The sequence below is a fragment of the Hyphomonas sp. NPDC076881 genome, assembly GCF_050269995.1.
GTDB lineage: Bacteria > Pseudomonadota > Alphaproteobacteria > Caulobacterales > Hyphomonadaceae > Hyphomonas.
On the sequence record NZ_JBNNJJ010000002.1, the window covers coordinates 23,444 to 40,204 of the forward strand.

The window sequence follows — 16,761 nt, forward strand, 5'->3', positions numbered from 1 at the left end:
ATCAGGCAATGCTTCAGGCTCTTTCCGGCTGCTTGCGCTTGGCGCTATCGCCCTTGCGGGCGAGGAGAATGCCGGCGACTTCCTTGGGGACGATCATCAGCATCTGGCTGAGGGTCGTCTCCCAAGCGTCAAGCAGTTCCTTGCCCCGCACAGAGCCCGTCCGGCGCACATGCTCCTCAAGCAGAGCTTTCGTCTCGCCGACATATTCCTCCGGCATATCGGCCAGCGGATACCAGTCGATCGAGTCCGGATTGGCCACGCGCTCGAACCGCTGTTGGGGGTCCCAGATAAAGGCGGCCCCTCCGGTCATCCCTGCGCCGAAATTGTCGCCAACCGGCCCGAGGATGACAGCGCGCCCGCCGGTCATGTATTCGCAGCCATTGGCCCCGCATCCTTCGACCACCGCTTTGGCGCCCGAATTACGCACGGCGAAACGCACACCGGCCGTGCCGGCGGCAAACAGCTTTCCGGAGGTCGCCCCATAAAGGCAGGTGTTGCCGATGATGGCGTCGCCCACCGCCGCGCGGCGGTCCCTTGGGCGCGGCGTCACGACGATACTCGCGCCCGAAAGCCCTTTGCCGACATAGTCGTTCGCATCGCCGAGGACTTCCAGAAGAAGCCCCTGCACACTGAAGGCGCCGAGCGACTGACCGGCCGATCCTTCCAGGCGGATATGCAGACGGCCTTCAGGAAGAGCATGCATCCCGAACTTACGGGTGATGCGGGAGCTGGCCCGCGCGCCGATGGCCCGCATCGTGTTCTGCACACCGTATTCCAGCTGCATCTTTTCGCCACGCTCGAAGAAGGGCTCGGCGTCGCGCAGGATCTGCGCATCGAGCGTATCGGGCACAGCCTCACGGCGGTTTGGTTTGTAGACGATGGGGCTGTCGGTATCGACCTGCACCAGAAGCGGGTTGAGATCGAGGTCATCAAGATGCGTCGCCCCGCGGCTGACCTGTTTGAGCAGGTCGGTGCGGCCGATGGCTTCGTCCAGAGATTTCAGGCCGAGCGAGGCGAGGATCTCGCGCACATCTTCGGCAATGAAACTCATCAGGTTGACGACCTTGTCCGGGTTGCCGGTGAAGTGCGCGCGCAGGGCTTCGTCCTGCGTACAGACGCCGACCGGACAGGTGTTGGAATGACACTGGCGCACCATGATGCACCCCATGGCGACGAGCGAAGCCGTACCGATGCCATACTCTTCAGCGCCGAGCATGGCCGCAATCACGATGTCCCGGCCCGTGCGCAGGCCGCCATCCGTCCGTAGGGTGATCTTTTCACGGAGGTTATTCAGCGAGAGCACCTGATGTGCCTCGGCAAGACCGATCTCCCAGGGGAGACCCGCATATTTGATCGAGGTTTGCGGGGAGGCGCCTGTGCCGCCCACGCCGCCAGCAATCAGGATGATGTCCGCCTTGGCCTTGGCCACACCGGCGGCCACCGTGCCGACGCCTGATTGCGCCACAAGTTTCACACAAACCCGGGCATCGGGGTTGATCTGTTTCAGATCGTAGATCAGCTGCGCCAGATCCTCGATCGAATAGATGTCATGGTGGGGCGGCGGCGAGATGAGCGTCACGCCGGGCGTGGCATGGCGCAGGCGCGCGATCAGCTCGGTCACCTTGAAACCGGGCAGCTGGCCGCCTTCCCCGGGCTTGGCGCCCTGGGCCACCTTGATCTCGATCTCGCGGCATTCGTTGAGATATTCCGCTGTCACACCGAACCGGCCTGACGCGATCTGCTTGACGGCCGAGTTCATATTGTCGCCGTTCGGCAGAGGCCGGTAACGGGCACGGTCCTCGCCGCCCTCCCCGGATACGGACTTTGCCCCGATCCGGTTCATTGCCACGTTCAGCGTGCCGTGCGCTTCCGGCGACAGCGCGCCGAGCGACATGCCGGGCGTGACGAACCGCTTGCGGATCTCGTTGATTGACTGGACCTGATTGAGCGGAACCTTCGGTCCCGCAGCCTTGAAGTCGAGCAGGTCACGCAGTTGCAGAGGGTCGCGCGCGTGCACCGCATCGACATATTTCCGGTAGATCGAATAGTCGCCGCGGTCACACGCCGCCTGCAGCGTATGGATCAGATTGCCGTCAAGGGCGTGGGGCTCATCCGATGCGCGCAGGCGATAGAATCCGCCCACCGGAAGCGAGATGACATCCTCATCAAAGGCCTTCTGATGGCGGACGAGGGCATTCTCCTCAAGACCAGCAAGACCAAGCCCCGAGATCCGGCTCGACATACCGGGGAAATAGTCCGCCACGAGCGCGCGAGAGAGACCCAGCGCCTCGAAATTGTAACCGCCCCGATAGGAGGAGATAACCGAGATGCCCATCTTGGAGATGATCTTCAGAAGGCCCGCTTCGATGGCTTCCTTGAAGTTCTGCACCGCCTTGCCGAGGGAAATTTCACCCAGCAGGCCGCGCGCATGCCGGTCTGCGATAGCGTCCTGCGCCAGATAAGCGTTGACGCAGGTAGCACCGACACCGACCAGAACAGCAAAATAATGCGTATCGAGACATTCAGCCGAACGCACGGTGATCGAACAGAAAGTGCGCAGGCCCTGAGCCACGAGATGCGAATGAACCGCGCCGGTTGCCAGAACCATCGGCACGGCAATGCGGCTAGCCGACTGATGCTCATCGGTAAGGATGATGTGCTCGCGGCCCGCGCGCACCGCTTCTTCGGCTTCGCGGCGGATACGCTCAAGCGCTTCCTTGAGCGCCGCCCCTTCGGATGTCACATCGGCGGCATCGAAGGTGCAGTCGATGATCTCCGTGCCGAGACCAAGACGCTCGATCAGACGCTCATACATGCCCGTGGTGAGCACAGGGCTTTCCAGCACGAACACTTCCTGCTGGGATTTGTCCGTGTCCAGCACGTTGCCCAGGTTCTTGAACCGTGTGCGTAGGCTCATCACCCGGCCTTCGCGCAGCGGGTCGATCGGCGGGTTGGTAACCTGACTGAAATTCTGGCGGAAGAAATGGCTCATCGGCCGGTAGGCCATCGTCAGAACGGCAGGCGCGGTGTCGTCACCCATCGAACCGATGGCTTCCTTGCCGCCTTCGGCCATCGGCGCGAGGATCAGTTCCAGCGTTTCGAGCGTATAACCGGCCGCCGTTTCCCGCCGCAGCAGCTCTTCCTTGTTGAACAGCACAGGCTCCAGACCAGGACCGATCTCCGGCTCCAGCTCTGTCACAGCCTGCAGCCATTCCTCATAAGGCGCCTGGGCGGCGAGGAAATCGACAATCTCGCGGTGATCATAGAATTTGCCGGTGCCGAGATCAGCGGCAATCATGCCCCCTGCCGGGATGGACCCCCTCCGGGTGATCTCGTGATTGCCTAGCGGGCACATACCCGTTTCGGAGCCTACCGCCAGAATACCGTCCGTTGTCAGAGCGTAACGCAGAGGGCGCAGTCCGTTCCGGTCCAGGCCGGCCACGGCCCAGCGGCCATCATAGGCGGCAATGGCAGCAGGCCCGTCCCATGGCTCCATAACGGAGTTGCAATAGTCATAGAGCGCGCGGTGGGCCACCGGCATCACCGAATCCCGCTTCGACCAGGCTTCCGGGATCAGCATCGCTTTGGCCATCGGCGCGGGACGCCCCGATTTGCAGAGCAGTTCCCACACAGCGTCCAGCGCGCCGGAGTCCGATGTGCCATCCGGGATCACCGGCTTCACATCCTGTGTATGGTCGCCGAAGGTTTCGGAAACCATGCGGATCTCATGGCTTTTCATCCAGTTGCGGTTGCCGCGCAGCGTGTTGATCTCGCCATTGTGCGCAATCGTGCGGAAAGGTTGAGCCAGCGCCCATTGCGGGAATGTGTTGGTCGAATAACGCTGGTGGTAGATGGCGAAGGCCGACACGAAACGTTCGTCGCGCAGATCCAGATAGAAATTATCGATGTCCTGCGCGAGGAACATGCCTTTGTAGATCAGCGATTTATGGCTGAGCGAGCAGATATAGAAGGACGGGATCGCCGCCTCCCGCGCCCGCCGCTCAATCCGCCGGCGGCAGATATACAGGGCGCGCTCAAGCTCCTCCGGCGAGCGGCCACGCGCATCGCGGAACATGATCTGCTCAATGGCGGGGCGCGTATCCTTTGCCTTTTGTCCGATCACGGACACATCAACCGGCGGCTGGCGCCAACCATAGATATAGAAGCCGAAATGCAGCACTTCCCGCTCAACCAGGGTCCGCGCCGCTTCCTGCGCGCCAAAATCCGTGCGCGGCATGAAGATCTGGCCAACGCAGATCCGGTCATCGGTGGGGCTGTGGCCGGTGCGGCTCACATGTTCGCGGAAAAAGTCCTGCGGCACATCAAGGCGGATGCCGGCTCCGTCGCCGGTCTTGCCGTCCGCATCGACGGCCCCGCGGTGCCACACATTCTTCAGCGCGCTGATACCCATTTCAACGATTTCGCGGCGCGGCTTGCCGTCGAGCGCCACAACGAGACCGACGCCGCAGGCATCGCGTTCGTCCTCGGGATTATAAGCCCCCGCATCAATGAGACGCTGGCGGTTCTGCTCATACTTTGTCACATAATCCGACATCTGATTTACTCCGCCGCCACTTTCGCGGCCTGCTCGGCCGCTTTCATTGCCTTGTGCATTGCTTCTGCCGCGTCGCGGCCATCCTTGATTGCCCACACAACCAGCGAGGCCCCGCGCACGATATCGCCGGCCGCATAAACGCCCGGCAGGCTGGTTTCCATGGTCGCGTAATCTACCCGCACCGCGCCCCAGCGGTTCACGGTCAGCGATGGCTCATTGAACAGCGCCGGCAGGTCTTCCGGATCAAAGCCGAGCGCCTTGATCACCATGTCTGCCTTCACATCAAAGGTCTCACCGGTCTTCACCGGAGACTGACGCCCCGAAGCGTCCGGCTCACCCAGCTTCATGCGGCTGGCCCGGACGGCTTTGACCTTGCCACCCTTGGTGTCGATGATCGCTTCGGGATTGGCGAGCCATTCGAAGACGACCCCCTCCTCTTCCGCATTCTGAACTTCGCGCTGAGAGCCCGGCATATTGGCGCGGTCGCGGCGATAAAGGCAGGTGACGGATTTTGCACCCTGGCGGATGGCCGTGCGCACACAGTCCATTGCCGTATCCCCGCCACCAATGACGACCACGCGCTTGCCTTCCGCATTCAGGGCGCCGCTCTCGAACGCCTCAACCTTGTCGCCAAGGCTGATGCGATTGGACGCCGTGAGATAGTCGAGGGCCGGCAGAACGCCTTCAGACCCGCTGCCGGGGCATTTGAGATCCTTGGCGGCATAGACGCCGGTGGCGATCAGCACAGTATCATGTTCGCTGCGCAGGTCGGCCAGAGACACATCGCTGCCAACGCGCGTATTGAAACGGAAGGTAACCCCCGAAGCTTCCAGATGCCGGATGCGGCGCTCCACCACATCCTTTTCCAGCTTGAAGCCCGGAATACCGTAGATCAGCAGGCCGCCGCCGCGATCATATGCGTCATAGACGGTGACCTGGTATCCTTTGCGGCGCAGTTGTTCGGCGGCGGCAAGACCGCCGGGGCCTGCGCCGATAATGCCAGCCGACTGGCTGCGCTCGCGCGGCGGCTTGATCGGCTGGATCCAGCCTTCGGCCCAGGCGGTGTCTGTGATGTATTTCTCGACTGAGCCGATCGTCACCGTGCCGTGGCCGGACTGTTCAATCGTGCAGATGCCTTCACAGAGGCGGTCCTGCGGACAGATGCGCCCACAGATTTCGGGCATGTTGTTGGTGGCCGAGGAAACGCGCCAGGCTTCTTCCAGCCGGCCTTCGGCGGCCAGCTTCAGCCAGTCAGGAATGTTGTTCTGCAACGGGCAGCCCTGCTGGCAGAAAGGCACGCCGCATTGCGAGCAGCGGCTGGCCTGCGCCTTGGCAGCATCGGGCGAAAACTCGCCATAAATCTCACGAAAGTCCGCAGCGCGCTCCTTGGCGCTCCGCTTCTCGGGCATGGCCCGCGAAACCTTGGTGAATTGCAGCATACGCTCGGCCATAGGCTTGCCCCAAAATTACTCGAGCGATCTCTATAAGCAGCGATTTTGCAGGAGCAAGTGGCACTTCGATTCATATATATCATTATGATATTTACGATCTGCGATTTTTTATTTCGAAACCCTATTTGAGAATCGTTCCGCGCAGTAATATATCTTTTTGATATTTATTTTTTATCCTCTGCTTTCGTGTGAAACGGCGGTAGCAATGTCTCAAGGGTTTGAATGGTACCGGACGGCATGTCGTTTCTTCAGCTTTTTCTGATCGCAGTTGTCCAAGGCCTCACCGAATGGCTGCCGATCTCTTCCTCGGCGCACGTCCTCTTGGCATCAGACTTCATGGGCCTGGTGGGCCGGGATGAAGTGCTGATCAATGCCGCCTCAAACACCGGCACCCTGATCGCCATGCTGCTCTATTTCCGGAAGGATGTTGGCGCTGCCATCCTGGGCGGTTTCGAGTTGGCCGTCACTCCAGTCACGAAACGGCCCCTGTCGGCGGGCGCGCGCCTTGCCCTATGTATCCTCGTTGCCACTCCGTTCGCCCTGATCGGCGCTGTGATCTATGAAAGCATCGCGCCTGAGACGCTCTGGACAGCCCTGCGCAGCGTTTACGCCGTTGCCGCCTCCACCATCCTGTTCGGCGCCCTGCTCTGGTGGGCCGATGCGCGCGGCGCCCAGTCGCGCTCGGAGGGTGATATGACCCTTCGGGACGCATTCCTGATCGGCGCCAGCCAGCTCGTCGCCGTCATCATTCCCGGCACCAGCCGCTCAGGCATCACCATGACCACGGCCCGCGCGCTGGGCTATGAGCGTGTCGAGGCAGCGCGCTTTGCCATGCTGATCGGCGCGCCCATCCTTGCTGCCGTCAGCCTCTATGGGCTCATGGGCCTCGCCAGCGCGCCGGTGGGCGGCGAAGGCGCAACCATTACGGATGGCCTGATTGTTGCGGCCATCGCCTTTGTCTCGGGCTATGCGTCGATTGGCCTGCTGATGACGCTGGTCCGCAAGATGAGCTTCCTGCCCTTCGTGCTCTATCGCTTTGCCCTGGGGATCGCGCTGCTGGCGACCTCCCCTATCGTGGCTGGAGCAGTCGGCTAAGCCTCAGGTTTCGCGCGCCTTGTGGAACTCGCCATAGGGACGGAAGCGCCAGAGATAGGATGGCACAATCGCTTCAACCGATTCCAGCTGCGTGATGCCCAGATCCCCCATGCCAAGGGCGCCTTCGGCCACGACATTGTCTTTCGTCAGCATCTCGACCTGCGAGCCGGTCAGCGGCGGATCACCAAAGAAGTTCCAGGAAAACGGCGGCACGAACCGCCACACGGCGCCTGTGATGTAGGCGACAGGACGGACAATGAAGAAAGGCAGCGGGATCTTGAAGCGGGGGCGGTCCACCGTCTTCAGAATGAAGTCATAAAGCTCGTTGAAGCTATAGCTGCGCGGGCCGCCCAGTTCGAAGGTCTTTCCGGCAGCGTCTTCGCGCTCCACCGCTTCTGCAATCGCCGCGGCCACGTCCCCGGCATAGACCGGCTGGAACTTCGTCTTGCCGCCGCCAATCGCAGGCATCAGCGGCGCAAACCGGGCCATATTGGCGAAGCGGTTGAAGAATTTGTCTTCCGGACCGAACACGATGGAAGGCCGCAGGATCACAGCCGTTGGGACAGATTCGCGCACCGCCTCTTCGGCGGCCGCCTTGCTGCGGCCATAAGGCGAACGCGAATTGACATCCGCGCCGATGGCCGAGATCTGAACGAAGCGCGTGATACCCTTTTCCTTGGCGACTTCCGCCAGCAGCCGGGCACCATCGGCCTGCTCGCCCTGGAAGGTCTGGCGGGCATGTTCGAAGAGGATGCCGACAAGGTTCACCACCACATCGGTGCCCTCAAGCGCCCGCTCCAGCGACGCGCGGTCGCGGATATTCGCCTGGACGACATCAACCCAGCCCGGAGGGCCGGCAAGGCGCACATCAATCGCGGTATGCACCCGGCGGCAGGCAACGCGGACACGCCAGCCCTTCTCCACCAGCGCGCGTGCGGCATAGCGCCCGATGAAGCCTGAGCCGCCAACCAGAGTCACCAAGCCTTTGCTCATTGTCCTGTCTTCCTGTTTGGGCGCCGACGCCGCCCCGATTCAGCTGTTTCTCGCGCCTTTCACCATTTTGCGGCGCCGATGTCCATGCGGCCTTGACGCTCGCAGCGTTTCTGGCGGGCCAGCGCCTACCAGATGACCGTCATGGTGACAGCGTCGCTATAGGCGCCCGCGTTCACCTGCTGGTTTGCCGGAATGGTGGCGCTGATGGGGTGCACCCGGCTGCGCGTCAACAGGCCGAGCAGAAAGGACCCCTGCAGCACTGAGCCCTGGACCCCATTGCCCCAGACCTGACCTGATTGGGTATAAACCTGATAGCCAAGCTCGCTGCCGCTGCTGGCCTGGCGCATTTTCCGCGAGGGGATGCTGCCGGATTGGCCCCCGCCCAGCCGCACATCATACGACGCACCGATGAATAACAGGCCGGTGCAGGTGACGGTGACATCCGCAGTGGCCGTCGCCGTATTGCCGGAGAAGGCGTGGTAGGCCGGAAAACTGAGCGGCGTGGAGACGACCGAACAGGACTGCGCCAAAGCCGGACAAATCGGGACACACAGTGACAAGGCAAGGACAATCAGACGCCACATTCAGTCAATCCCCGCCATCTTGACCCGGCCTTCGGGCCGAAGTTGCATCTCTCCCCGGGAGCGGACCGAAGAAACGATTTCCACAAAGCGGCCCGCCGGAGTGGTCACGGCGACAGTATCGCCGTCTTCGGCGACCGAACAGTAAACGCGGCCTTCCAGCCCAACAGGGCAGACCAGCCCGGACCCGAGCAACTCTACCCGGCTTCCCGGCGGCAAGTGCTGTCCAGCGGGAAACACCGCCGTGAAGGCGAGCGCGGTTTCGCGGCGGACATCGAAGCGGACCTCCGACAGCCCCCGCCGGGGGATGAACCGGGTGGTAAAATCGGCCACTTCATAGTCGAGCGGCACGTCTTCGGGGCGAAGGCTCAGCGTGTTGACCTCATAAGGGCGCACATCCGGAATGACGGCGAGACCGTTTTCACCGGTCACCGCAATGATGCGATTGTCCTTGTAGACCGGCACCCCCGTGAGATCGGGCATTCGCACGATGGCGGTTGCCCCGGTGGTTTGCCGCTGAAGCACGGCGGCCCCCGGCATCACAGCAAAGCCCCCGCGCAAGCCGGCCATCATCTGGGTGGTCTCTCCATAGACGCCGCCATTGAGGAAGAGATCAGCAGCGCCCAGATCGGCCGTCAGATCGCCCTGATAAACCGCTCCTGCCCCGCCCTCTGCAGCGCCGAGGGACCATTGCGCCCGCTCGCCCGGCATTCGCGACCGGCTGACCTGGACGCTGGACGCCTCCCGCCCGCCTGCTGATTGATAGCTGCCCCCCGCATTGTAAGGACCAAAACTCGCGCGCAGGCCAATGGCAAATCCGGTCTCGTCGCGGGCGAAATCCTGATAGGCGCTGGCCGAGAACGACACCCGGTCACCCCGCAGGGGCTTTTCCCAGCCGAGCGACAGGAAGCGCCGGTCGCGGAGCACCTTGTCCTCTTCCTCGATATAGGCTGCGCGGAAGGAGCCGGCGGGCGTGAATATGCCGCCGCTGGCGCGGATGGACCGGTCTGGAAACTCCAGGCCCAGTGTGGAAACGGTGTCGGAATAGCGCGGAGCTGCAAAGCGCGCCTGCAGCTGCAGCGATCCGCGCCGGGTATTGCGCTCGAAACCGGCGGAAAGGATGTGGCCGGTATGGCCATCCTCTGCCCGGCTCACCCCGCCCGAAAGGCTCAAGATACCGAGTTGCCCGGCCGTGATCTGACCGCCACCGCCCATCACGCCGCCGCCCTTGCCAAACTCCGAATAGGCCTCCGCCGTCAGCGCATTGGTGAGCCCGCGCCGAACCAGGCCATTGGCGATCAGCGTATCGTCATATTCAGATGCAATTCCGCTGAAATGGCGCGGCAGACCAAGGCTTACCGAATAATCCGTCACGCCTTCGGCCAGGGATTCCTCGGAAGCAAAGAAGCTGTAGTCTTCGATCCGGGTGAGGCCGCTGGCGTCGCGGATGATGACCTCGACCTCATTGAGACCGGTTTCCGGCGTAATCTCGAAATGGCTGAAACCGGGATCTACGCTCTGCTTCTGCCGGACAACCCCGTTCACCCTCACATCAACTTCCGACCGCTCGCGCAGCAGAGCCTGGAAGGCGCTGTAAGGGCGCCAGCTATCGCGCGGGTCCATGGAGAAATCCGTGCCATACTGGATGCCGGCGAAGGGAGATATCCGCCCCCAGCGCGGCGCGGCGGTAAAACTGTCACCGATGCTCAGACGTGTGAATGTATCCGGAAAATCCTGCTCATAGACCGTCAGCAGGCGGCGGGCCTGTCCTTCGTTCGCGGTATAAGCGGCGACCATATCGTTCTGCAGGCGGCCATAGGACGTATGCAGCGTGAGGGAAAGATCGCCAAAGGCATTGATCAGCTCATCTGCGCCATCATGGACACGCTGGGCCGAGAGGCCATATCCGCCGATCAGGCCGGAAAGCGGCTTTGCAAAACTCTGTTGCGCGCGCGCCGCCGGGCGCCGCAGCGGTGTGGCGGCAAAAAGGTCAAGCTGGGCCGCGCTCTGATCCAGCCGGTATTGCAGGCCGGCAACCGACTGGAGGCAGACTGCCTCTGCGCTGCCAGCATAAAGGCCCGCTGCGGCAAGCGGCGCTGTCTCCATCCGCGTGCAGTCTTCAGCGAGCACATCAAGCTGGGCCAGCCCGTCCACCAGCGTTCCGTTGATCCGGACCTCCACGAGCAGAGAGAGCACTTCGGGCGCTTGGGCGGGAGGGGCCGCGCCCGTCACGGGTGCGGCCTGGGCCGTCATCGCGCCGCCATGCACGAAGGCAAGCGCCGCGAGACCGTATCTCAGCCAGCCTCTCACCTGCCTGATGCGAGCTGGGCAGAGAAAGACTGGCCGTTGACGGAATAATTCAGGGCCCGGATGCGCGCGTCTACCGGCGGCGGCAAGAGAATCTCGGCGCCAGGAAGCAGATAGATAACCCCCGGTCCGGCAGACACGGCATCGCCGGCATCGGTCTGAAGCGAAAGATCATGCAGGCGCAGCCAGCCCGGCCCCGGATTGCGCAGGGCAAGCGCGTCCTGGCGGAGGCTTGCTTGCAACCCGTCCGGCCCCGCCGGAGCGCCAGCAAACATCGCCAGCACATAGCGCAGACGGATGGCAAGCTGCGAGGCCTGCTTTTCCGGTGCCTGCCCCGGGGTTGGCAGTTCATCGACAATCACCCGCCAGGCGCCTGCTCCGCCCGTATCGGGCACCGACATGCGGACAATCTGCGAGGTGCCGGGAGGAAGCGTGAAAATTTCCGGCGCAAAGCGCAGCCTCCTAGCCGGCTGCAGAACATCCTCGCCGTCCTGCTGCGTCCAGTCATAGATACGCACCTGAACGGTGACATCCTGCTTGAGACCGGAACTGATGGTGAGCGAGACCGCCCCGCCCTGCGCCGGCGCCTCGATCATGATCGGCGCGATCGCCAGCCCTTGCGTATGTGCGGGCAACAGGAACCATACAGCTCCCAGAAGGAGCAGGGCCAGGGGTCTCATCTCTACTTACCTCAGTAGGTGACCGTCACCTGAACTTCATCAGAATAGGCGCCGGCCGTGTCGGGTGTGCTGGTTGTGCGGCCATAGACGGTGAGGGTCTGGGAAGGCCCTGCCCCGTTGGCTACAGAACCGGTGACACCATCCCCCCAGACAGTCGTAAGTCCCGGATTGGTATAGAGCTGATAAGTGAAACTCGCCGGCAGGCTGGCATGGCTCAGCGTCCGTGCGCTGATATCGCCTGCCTCACCGCCATCCAGGGCCACCGTGAACGCGCTTGAGTTCGTGCAATTGACGGTGATGGAGCCATTGGCCGTAGCCTCGTCGAGACCGACGGAAGCAAAGACCACCGGCGTTGTCTGCACAACGCAGGTGTTCACCACGGTTGCCTGAACATCGAGGGTTCCGTTCGCCGTGGCCGCATGGGCCGCTTGAGAAGAGGCAGTCAGCGCCGCTGCTGCCATGAGTTTCCTGATCATTATTCCACCTATCCGGTCTTGTGATTGCTGTTTTTCTTTTTCTTGGATTCCACCCTAGCGCAACTTCGTTGCCCGAAGCTTTCAGAAGAGTCTCTGATTGGTTTACGTGCTATATGTTTTTGTACGGATTACTGTCCGGGCAATTTTAAAAACGGTCATCCGGTTTGTTGCCCCGCATTGGCCACGCATTTGCCGGATGATCAGTTTTTATTTTAAAGCGGCACCGGCCAGACCCGAGGCTCTTTCAGATATTTTCCGTTGGCAGATGATCGGCCGAAACGGGATGCAGGCGGCACAGTTCACATTCTATCTTTGTGAGATTTTCCCGCAGGGCGAGCGGCACCCCAGCATATACCTGCGCGCCCGCCAGCCCCCGCCGCGGCGCGGTGTATGATTCTCGCTAGAGGGGTCGAAGGTTAGCCTTCAGCCTTTCATCAGGCCTGAGGCCTTCAGCAGCTTGCCCGCGCGCAGAACCCGGTCGAGCTTATGCTCGCTGGAGCGGTCGCCCTTGTTGGAATCGGGATGGAACCGGCGCACATATTCGGCATAGCGCGCGCGGATCTGGGCCGGCGTCGCGTCCGTCTCCAGGTCAAGTTCCCTGAGCGCGCGAATCTGCAGGCTTGAGCGATGGCTGTGCATCCGCTCCTCGGCTGCGGGCGTGTCGTCCATATCGAAGAAGCTGCGGCCCGCCCAGCGGCGCGGATCATGCGGATCGGTCGCCTTGCGCCCGCCAAGCGGCCCTGCCCCCATGCGCCAGGTGCGCTTGTGGCCATACTGCTCGGCGCGCAGGAAAGCGGCCGCTTCGGCGTCGGTCATGCCTTCAAAGAAATTGAAACTGCGATTGTATGCGGCCGCATGTGCCTCGCAGAACCAGTGGCGTCCCTTGCCGCCCGGGCGCGGTGCCGGATGAGACCCTTCCAGATCGCAGCCGGGCTCCTCGCACACGCGCGTACGCTTTGCCCGTGCGCGCGACGTCTCGTCGGCGGGGGGCTTCACGCGTATATCCGTGAACTTGACTCGGTATCTGAACGGTTCGCCGTCTGACATGGGGCCACATAATAGGGAGTGCCGGTTAAACATGCCACAACCAAACGACAGACAGACGCGGATTGAAGCAGCCCTTGCGGCGGCATTTGAGCCCGTCTCGCTCAGCGTGATCGACGACAGCCACAAGCATGCGGGCCATGCCGGCGCTGCGCCGGGCGGCGAGACGCATTATTCTGTTGAAATTGTTGCCGAGGTTTTTGCCGGGCTCTCCCGCGTACAGGTTCAGCGCGCCGTGATGATGGTGCTGCAACAGGAATTCGACACCGGCCTGCATGCCCTCGCCCTGAAGGCGCGGGCGCCCGGGGCGAGTTAGTCCGGGCGTTCAGTCCGCTTCTATTTCGGCCACAGCCCGCGACACGTTCACCCCGGTAACCTGATTGCGCTGACGGCGCAGCACATTGAACCGGTAGCCATGGAACACGAAGCTCTGGCCGGGTTCGGGAATGGTCTGGGACTCATGGATCACCAGGCCCGCAACCGTGACAGCTTCCTCATCCGGGAGGTCCCAGCCGGTAGCGCGGTTGAGATCGCGAATCGGCACCCAGCCATCGACATTGACCGAGCCATCGGGCTGCGGGCGTACGCCCTGCACCTGCACATCATGCTCGTCATGGATCGCGCCAACGATCTCCTCGAGAATATCTTCCAGCGTGATCAGGCCCTGCAACTCGCCATACTCGTCAATGACGAGGGCAAAATGCTGGCCCCGCGAGAGGAACTGATTGAGTTGCTCCTGAACCGGCGTTGTCTCCGGAACGAACCAGGGTTTGCGCAGAATCGAATCCAGATCGAGCTTGGAGACGTCCCCGCCCAGCGGCAGGGCGGCCCGCAGCAGGTCCTTGGCGTGCAGAATGCCGATGATCTCTTCCTTCTCACCGCGATAGAGCGGCAGGCGGGTATGCGGGCTCGACAACGCCTTCATGATCAGCTGGCGGGGCTCGAGATCAGCGTCCAGCATATAGATGTTCTTGCGGTGGATCATCACGTCTTCGACGGTGAGATCTTTCAGGTCCAGCGCTCCGACGAGGCGGAGATGATCGTCCTTGCCCACGCCGCCTTCTGCCGCATGCAGATCAATTGCGCCGCGGATTTCCTCTTCAGCCGAGAGCGGGCTGGCGGGCGCGCCGACGCCCACAAGGCTAAGCACGCCGTTCACGATCATCTGGATGAGCCTGATGATCCAGGAGGCGGATTTCACCACCAGGGAGATCGGCCCCGCCACCACCAGCGCCACGGAATCCGGCCGCGTAATGGCATAGGTTTTCGGCATGACCTCGGAGAAGATCAGCACAAGCACCGTCATCACCGCTGTCGCCATAGCAAGCGCAAAGCCGCCCTGCCCGAAGAGAGCCGTGAACATCGAGGTCGCCAGGACTGATGCCAGAATATTGACGACATTGTTGCCAAGCAGGATAGCGCCGATGAAATTCTCGCGGTTCGCGAGCAGCTTGTTCACCGTCCGGGCCCGCTTGTCGCCGTCTTTCTCCAGCGCATGCATCCGGGCCCGCGAGGCCGCCGTCAGGGATGTTTCCGATCCAGAGAAGAATGCAGACATCATCAGTAGAATGACGATGGCAATGGCATATCCGGCAATCATTGTAAGGCCCAGTTCCTGTCAGGTGGATTCGGCAAGTTCGGTGGCGAGGAAGCGTTCAACCGAGGCAAGATCAGCATCCGGATGGACATAGGCCGCCCCGATACCGCGCGCGAGGATCAGCGGCACGCGCCCGGCGCGCGCCTTCTTGTCCTGCTGCATCAGCGTTGCAAGGCGGTTTGCGGTGAAGCGGCCCCGGTCAAAGCCTTCCAGCGAAACGGGAAGCCCCGAAGCGCTAAGCACATCCTTCACGCGCGCAGCGTCTGCCGCTGGCGTGATGCCGCTTGCGGCGCCATAGCGGAAGGCCAGCGCCATGCCGAGCGCAACGGCTTCGCCGTGCAGCAAGTCCTCGCGGTACTCATTTGCCGCCTCGAAGGCGTGCCCGAATGTGTGGCCAAGATTGAGCAGCTGGCGCACCCCTGTTTCGGTTTCGTCCTCAACCACAATGGCCGCCTTTGCCGCGCAGGAGCGCGCAACCGCATAGCGGGCCGCTTCCGGTTCCAGCGCCAGAACCTTCTGGCCATGCTCGGCCAGCCAGTTGAAGAAAGGCGCGTCATTGATGAGGCCGTATTTCACGATCTCGGCATAACCGGCTTTCAACTCCCGCTCCGGCAGGGTGGCCAGCAGCGCCGTATCCGCGATCACGAGGCGCGGCTGATAGAAAGCGCCGATCAGGTTTTTTCCGCGCGGGGTGTTCACCGCCGTCTTTCCGCCTACAGACGAGTCCACTTGCGCCAGCAGCGTGGTGGGCACCTGCACGAAACCCATGCCGCGCTTCATCAGGCTGGCCGCCAGCCCGCCCATGTCTCCGATCACGCCGCCGCCGAATGCAATCAGCGTGTCGCCCCGGTCTGCCCCGGCCGCCAGCAGCCAGTCGAGCACGCCTTCGAGGTTGGAGAAACTCTTGGTTCTCTCGCCCGGTGGCAGGCTGTACCAGTCAAGCTGGACGCCGGCGGTCTTCACCGCTGCCTCCAGCGAGGTCTTGTGATGGCGCATCACCGTTTCATCTGTCAGCACAAAGGCGCGAGGCCGCTTGAGCATGACCGACAGGCGCGGACCGAGCTCCGCCAGCGCGCCATGCCCCACCAGAATATCATACGCCCGCGCGCCCAGATCGACACGCACCGTTTCCAGCGAAGAAGTAGTTTTCATTTCGGTTTCCAGGTCTGAAGAGCTTTCAGGATCGCATTGACGGTATGCGTGTGAGGGCCGTCCTTGGAATGGACCACCAGATCGGCCTGCGAATAGAAGGGCTGGCGTTCCAGCACGAGATGGGCGAGGTGTTCCCGCGCATCGGCCCGCTGCAGCAGCGGGCGGGTGTCGCGCTTCTGCACCCGGCGCCAGAGCGTTTCGAGATCGGCATTCAGCCAGACCGTGATCGCCCGCTCGCGCAGGATGGCTCGGGTATCGGGGTCGAGATAGGCCCCTCCCCCGGTCGCCAGCACATGCGGGGGCATATCCAGCAGGCGGCGGATCACCTGTTTCTCGCCGCGGCGGAAATCGGCCTCGCCATGTTTGGCGAAAATGTCGGAAATAGACAGGCCGGCGGCCTTCTCGATTTCGTGGTCGCTGTCGTAGAAATCCCGGCCCAGCTTGTCGGCCAGCCGCCGCCCCACCGTCGATTTCCCCGCGCCCATAAGACCGACAAGCGCAATCGTGCGCCCGTGGAAGGGCAGCTGCGTACTTGAAGGGTCTGAGTCGGAAGGCATCTGTTCGTATTACCCGGCGTTGCGCATATGTCCTAGTGGTGCCACATAGACGGCGCAATCGGCAGGCAGATTCGCCCTGCCACACTCGTTTTCTGGGCCGGTTTCATGCGCAAATATCTCATCCTGTTCGTTATTCTCGCGGTCGCCATTGCCGGGGGTATGTGGTGGTTGGGCCAGCGTGCCGTCAAGAACGCGCCGCCAGAAGGCGAAATCCGCATACCTGTTGAAGGCGCCCTCGAATAGGCTGAAACGCCCCCTTAACCGCGTTTCCCT

At 62.4% G+C, this 16,761-nt stretch carries 15 protein-coding genes; 4 read left to right on the forward strand and 11 right to left on the reverse strand.

Annotation, left to right across the window (positions count from 1 at the left end):
* Nucleotides 1-13 precede the first annotated feature (13 nt).
* Both gltB and ACQKI2_RS01990 read right to left on the reverse strand, forming a co-directional pair.
* Complete coding sequence (gene gltB, locus ACQKI2_RS01985) at nt 14-4,555, reverse strand: glutamate synthase large subunit (RefSeq protein ID WP_427378060.1); 4,542 nt, start codon at nt 4,553-4,555, stop codon at nt 14-16.
* Between the two features lie 5 nt (nt 4,556-4,560).
* Nucleotides 4,561-6,006 (reverse strand): NAD(P)-dependent oxidoreductase, encoded by a 1,446-nt coding sequence (locus tag ACQKI2_RS01990; protein ID WP_427378061.1) that lies wholly within the window; start codon nt 6,004-6,006, stop codon nt 4,561-4,563.
* A 237-nt stretch (nt 6,007-6,243) separates the two neighbouring features.
* Here ACQKI2_RS01990 and ACQKI2_RS01995 point away from each other — a divergent pair, with 237 nt between their 5' ends.
* Nucleotides 6,244-7,101 (forward strand): undecaprenyl-diphosphate phosphatase, encoded by an 858-nt coding sequence (locus ACQKI2_RS01995; protein WP_427378062.1) that lies wholly within the window; start codon nt 6,244-6,246, stop codon nt 7,099-7,101.
* A gap of 3 nt (nt 7,102-7,104) precedes the next feature.
* On the opposite strand, the gene ACQKI2_RS02000 is transcribed toward ACQKI2_RS01995, so the two are convergent.
* The 5 genes from ACQKI2_RS02000 to ACQKI2_RS02020 all read right to left on the reverse strand — a co-directional run bounded on the left by ACQKI2_RS02000 (nt 7,105) and on the right by ACQKI2_RS02020 (nt 12,138).
* Nucleotides 7,105-8,094 (reverse strand): complex I NDUFA9 subunit family protein, encoded by a 990-nt coding sequence (locus ACQKI2_RS02000; RefSeq protein WP_427378063.1) that lies wholly within the window; start codon nt 8,092-8,094, stop codon nt 7,105-7,107.
* Between the two features lie 125 nt (nt 8,095-8,219).
* Complete coding sequence (locus ACQKI2_RS02005) at nt 8,220-8,678, reverse strand: Csu type fimbrial protein (RefSeq protein ID WP_427378064.1); 459 nt, start codon at nt 8,676-8,678, stop codon at nt 8,220-8,222.
* Nucleotides 8,679-10,985: a fimbria/pilus outer membrane usher protein gene (locus ACQKI2_RS02010; protein ID WP_427378065.1), complete on the reverse strand. Its 2,307-nt coding sequence runs from the start codon at nt 10,983-10,985 to the stop codon at nt 8,679-8,681.
* Nucleotides 10,982-11,662 carry a fimbrial biogenesis chaperone gene (locus tag ACQKI2_RS02015; protein ID WP_427378066.1) on the reverse strand — a complete coding sequence of 227 codons (681 nt, stop codon included), beginning with the start codon at nt 11,660-11,662 and terminating at the stop codon, nt 10,982-10,984. The genes ACQKI2_RS02010 and ACQKI2_RS02015 overlap by 4 nt, the downstream gene beginning before the upstream one ends.
* Before the next feature lie 11 nt (nt 11,663-11,673).
* On the reverse strand, nt 11,674-12,138 hold the full coding sequence (locus ACQKI2_RS02020; RefSeq protein WP_427378067.1) for a Csu type fimbrial protein: 465 nt from the start codon (nt 12,136-12,138) through the stop codon (nt 11,674-11,676).
* A gap of 97 nt (nt 12,139-12,235) precedes the next feature.
* Here ACQKI2_RS02020 and ACQKI2_RS02025 point away from each other — a divergent pair, with 97 nt between their 5' ends.
* Nucleotides 12,236-12,532 carry a hypothetical protein gene (locus tag ACQKI2_RS02025; protein WP_427378068.1) on the forward strand — a complete coding sequence of 99 codons (297 nt, stop codon included), beginning with the start codon at nt 12,236-12,238 and terminating at the stop codon, nt 12,530-12,532.
* Between the two features lie 29 nt (nt 12,533-12,561).
* On the opposite strand, the gene ACQKI2_RS02030 is transcribed toward ACQKI2_RS02025, so the two are convergent.
* Entirely contained in the window at nt 12,562-13,134 is a 573-nt protein-coding gene (locus ACQKI2_RS02030; RefSeq protein WP_233349202.1) for a J domain-containing protein, read from the reverse strand.
* An 82-nt stretch (nt 13,135-13,216) separates the two neighbouring features.
* On the opposite strand from ACQKI2_RS02030, the gene ACQKI2_RS02035 reads away from it, so the two are divergent.
* On the forward strand, nt 13,217-13,498 hold the full coding sequence (locus ACQKI2_RS02035) for a BolA family protein (RefSeq protein WP_427378069.1): 282 nt from the start codon (nt 13,217-13,219) through the stop codon (nt 13,496-13,498).
* A 9-nt stretch (nt 13,499-13,507) separates the two neighbouring features.
* On the opposite strand, the gene ACQKI2_RS02040 is transcribed toward ACQKI2_RS02035, so the two are convergent.
* The 3 genes from ACQKI2_RS02040 to ACQKI2_RS02050 are packed head-to-tail and all read right to left on the reverse strand — an operon-like array spanning nt 13,508 to nt 16,488.
* Nucleotides 13,508-14,782, reverse strand: coding sequence for an HlyC/CorC family transporter (locus ACQKI2_RS02040; protein ID WP_427378070.1), 1,275 nt, complete (start codon nt 14,780-14,782; stop codon nt 13,508-13,510).
* 18 nt (nt 14,783-14,800) lie between these two features.
* Nucleotides 14,801-15,931 (reverse strand): 3-dehydroquinate synthase, encoded by a 1,131-nt coding sequence (aroB, locus tag ACQKI2_RS02045; protein ID WP_427378071.1) that lies wholly within the window; start codon nt 15,929-15,931, stop codon nt 14,801-14,803.
* Nucleotides 15,928-16,488 (reverse strand): shikimate kinase, encoded by a 561-nt coding sequence (locus tag ACQKI2_RS02050; RefSeq protein ID WP_427378072.1) that lies wholly within the window; start codon nt 16,486-16,488, stop codon nt 15,928-15,930. Before ACQKI2_RS02050 ends, aroB begins: the two co-directional genes overlap by 4 nt.
* A gap of 105 nt (nt 16,489-16,593) precedes the next feature.
* Between ACQKI2_RS02050 and ACQKI2_RS02055 the strand changes: the two genes are divergently transcribed.
* Nucleotides 16,594-16,731, forward strand: coding sequence for a hypothetical protein (locus tag ACQKI2_RS02055; protein ID WP_157532757.1), 138 nt, complete (start codon nt 16,594-16,596; stop codon nt 16,729-16,731).
* The last annotated feature ends 30 nt before the right edge of the window (nt 16,732-16,761 follow it).

What these genes read in the sequence shown, in the direction of transcription:
- gltB (WP_427378060.1), bottom strand. Translation starts at nt 4,555, where the DNA reads ATGTCGGATTATGTGACAAAGTATGAGCAGAACCGCCAGCGTCTCATT.
- ACQKI2_RS01990 (WP_427378061.1), bottom strand. Translation starts at nt 6,006, where the DNA reads ATGGCCGAGCGTATGCTGCAATTCACCAAGGTTTCGCGGGCCATGCCC.
- ACQKI2_RS01995 (WP_427378062.1), top strand. Translation starts at nt 6,244, where the DNA reads ATGTCGTTTCTTCAGCTTTTTCTGATCGCAGTTGTCCAAGGCCTCACC.
- ACQKI2_RS02000 (WP_427378063.1), bottom strand. Translation starts at nt 8,094, where the DNA reads ATGAGCAAAGGCTTGGTGACTCTGGTTGGCGGCTCAGGCTTCATCGGG.
- ACQKI2_RS02005 (WP_427378064.1), bottom strand. Translation starts at nt 8,678, where the DNA reads ATGTGGCGTCTGATTGTCCTTGCCTTGTCACTGTGTGTCCCGATTTGT.
- ACQKI2_RS02015 (WP_427378066.1), bottom strand. Translation starts at nt 11,662, where the DNA reads ATGAGACCCCTGGCCCTGCTCCTTCTGGGAGCTGTATGGTTCCTGTTG.
- ACQKI2_RS02020 (WP_427378067.1), bottom strand. Translation starts at nt 12,138, where the DNA reads ATGATCAGGAAACTCATGGCAGCAGCGGCGCTGACTGCCTCTTCTCAA.
- ACQKI2_RS02035 (WP_427378069.1), top strand. Translation starts at nt 13,217, where the DNA reads ATGCCACAACCAAACGACAGACAGACGCGGATTGAAGCAGCCCTTGCG.
- ACQKI2_RS02040 (WP_427378070.1), bottom strand. Translation starts at nt 14,782, where the DNA reads ATGATTGCCGGATATGCCATTGCCATCGTCATTCTACTGATGATGTCT.
- aroB (WP_427378071.1), bottom strand. Translation starts at nt 15,931, where the DNA reads ATGAAAACTACTTCTTCGCTGGAAACGGTGCGTGTCGATCTGGGCGCG.
- ACQKI2_RS02050 (WP_427378072.1), bottom strand. Translation starts at nt 16,488, where the DNA reads ATGCCTTCCGACTCAGACCCTTCAAGTACGCAGCTGCCCTTCCACGGG.
- ACQKI2_RS02055 (WP_157532757.1), top strand. Translation starts at nt 16,594, where the DNA reads ATGCGCAAATATCTCATCCTGTTCGTTATTCTCGCGGTCGCCATTGCC.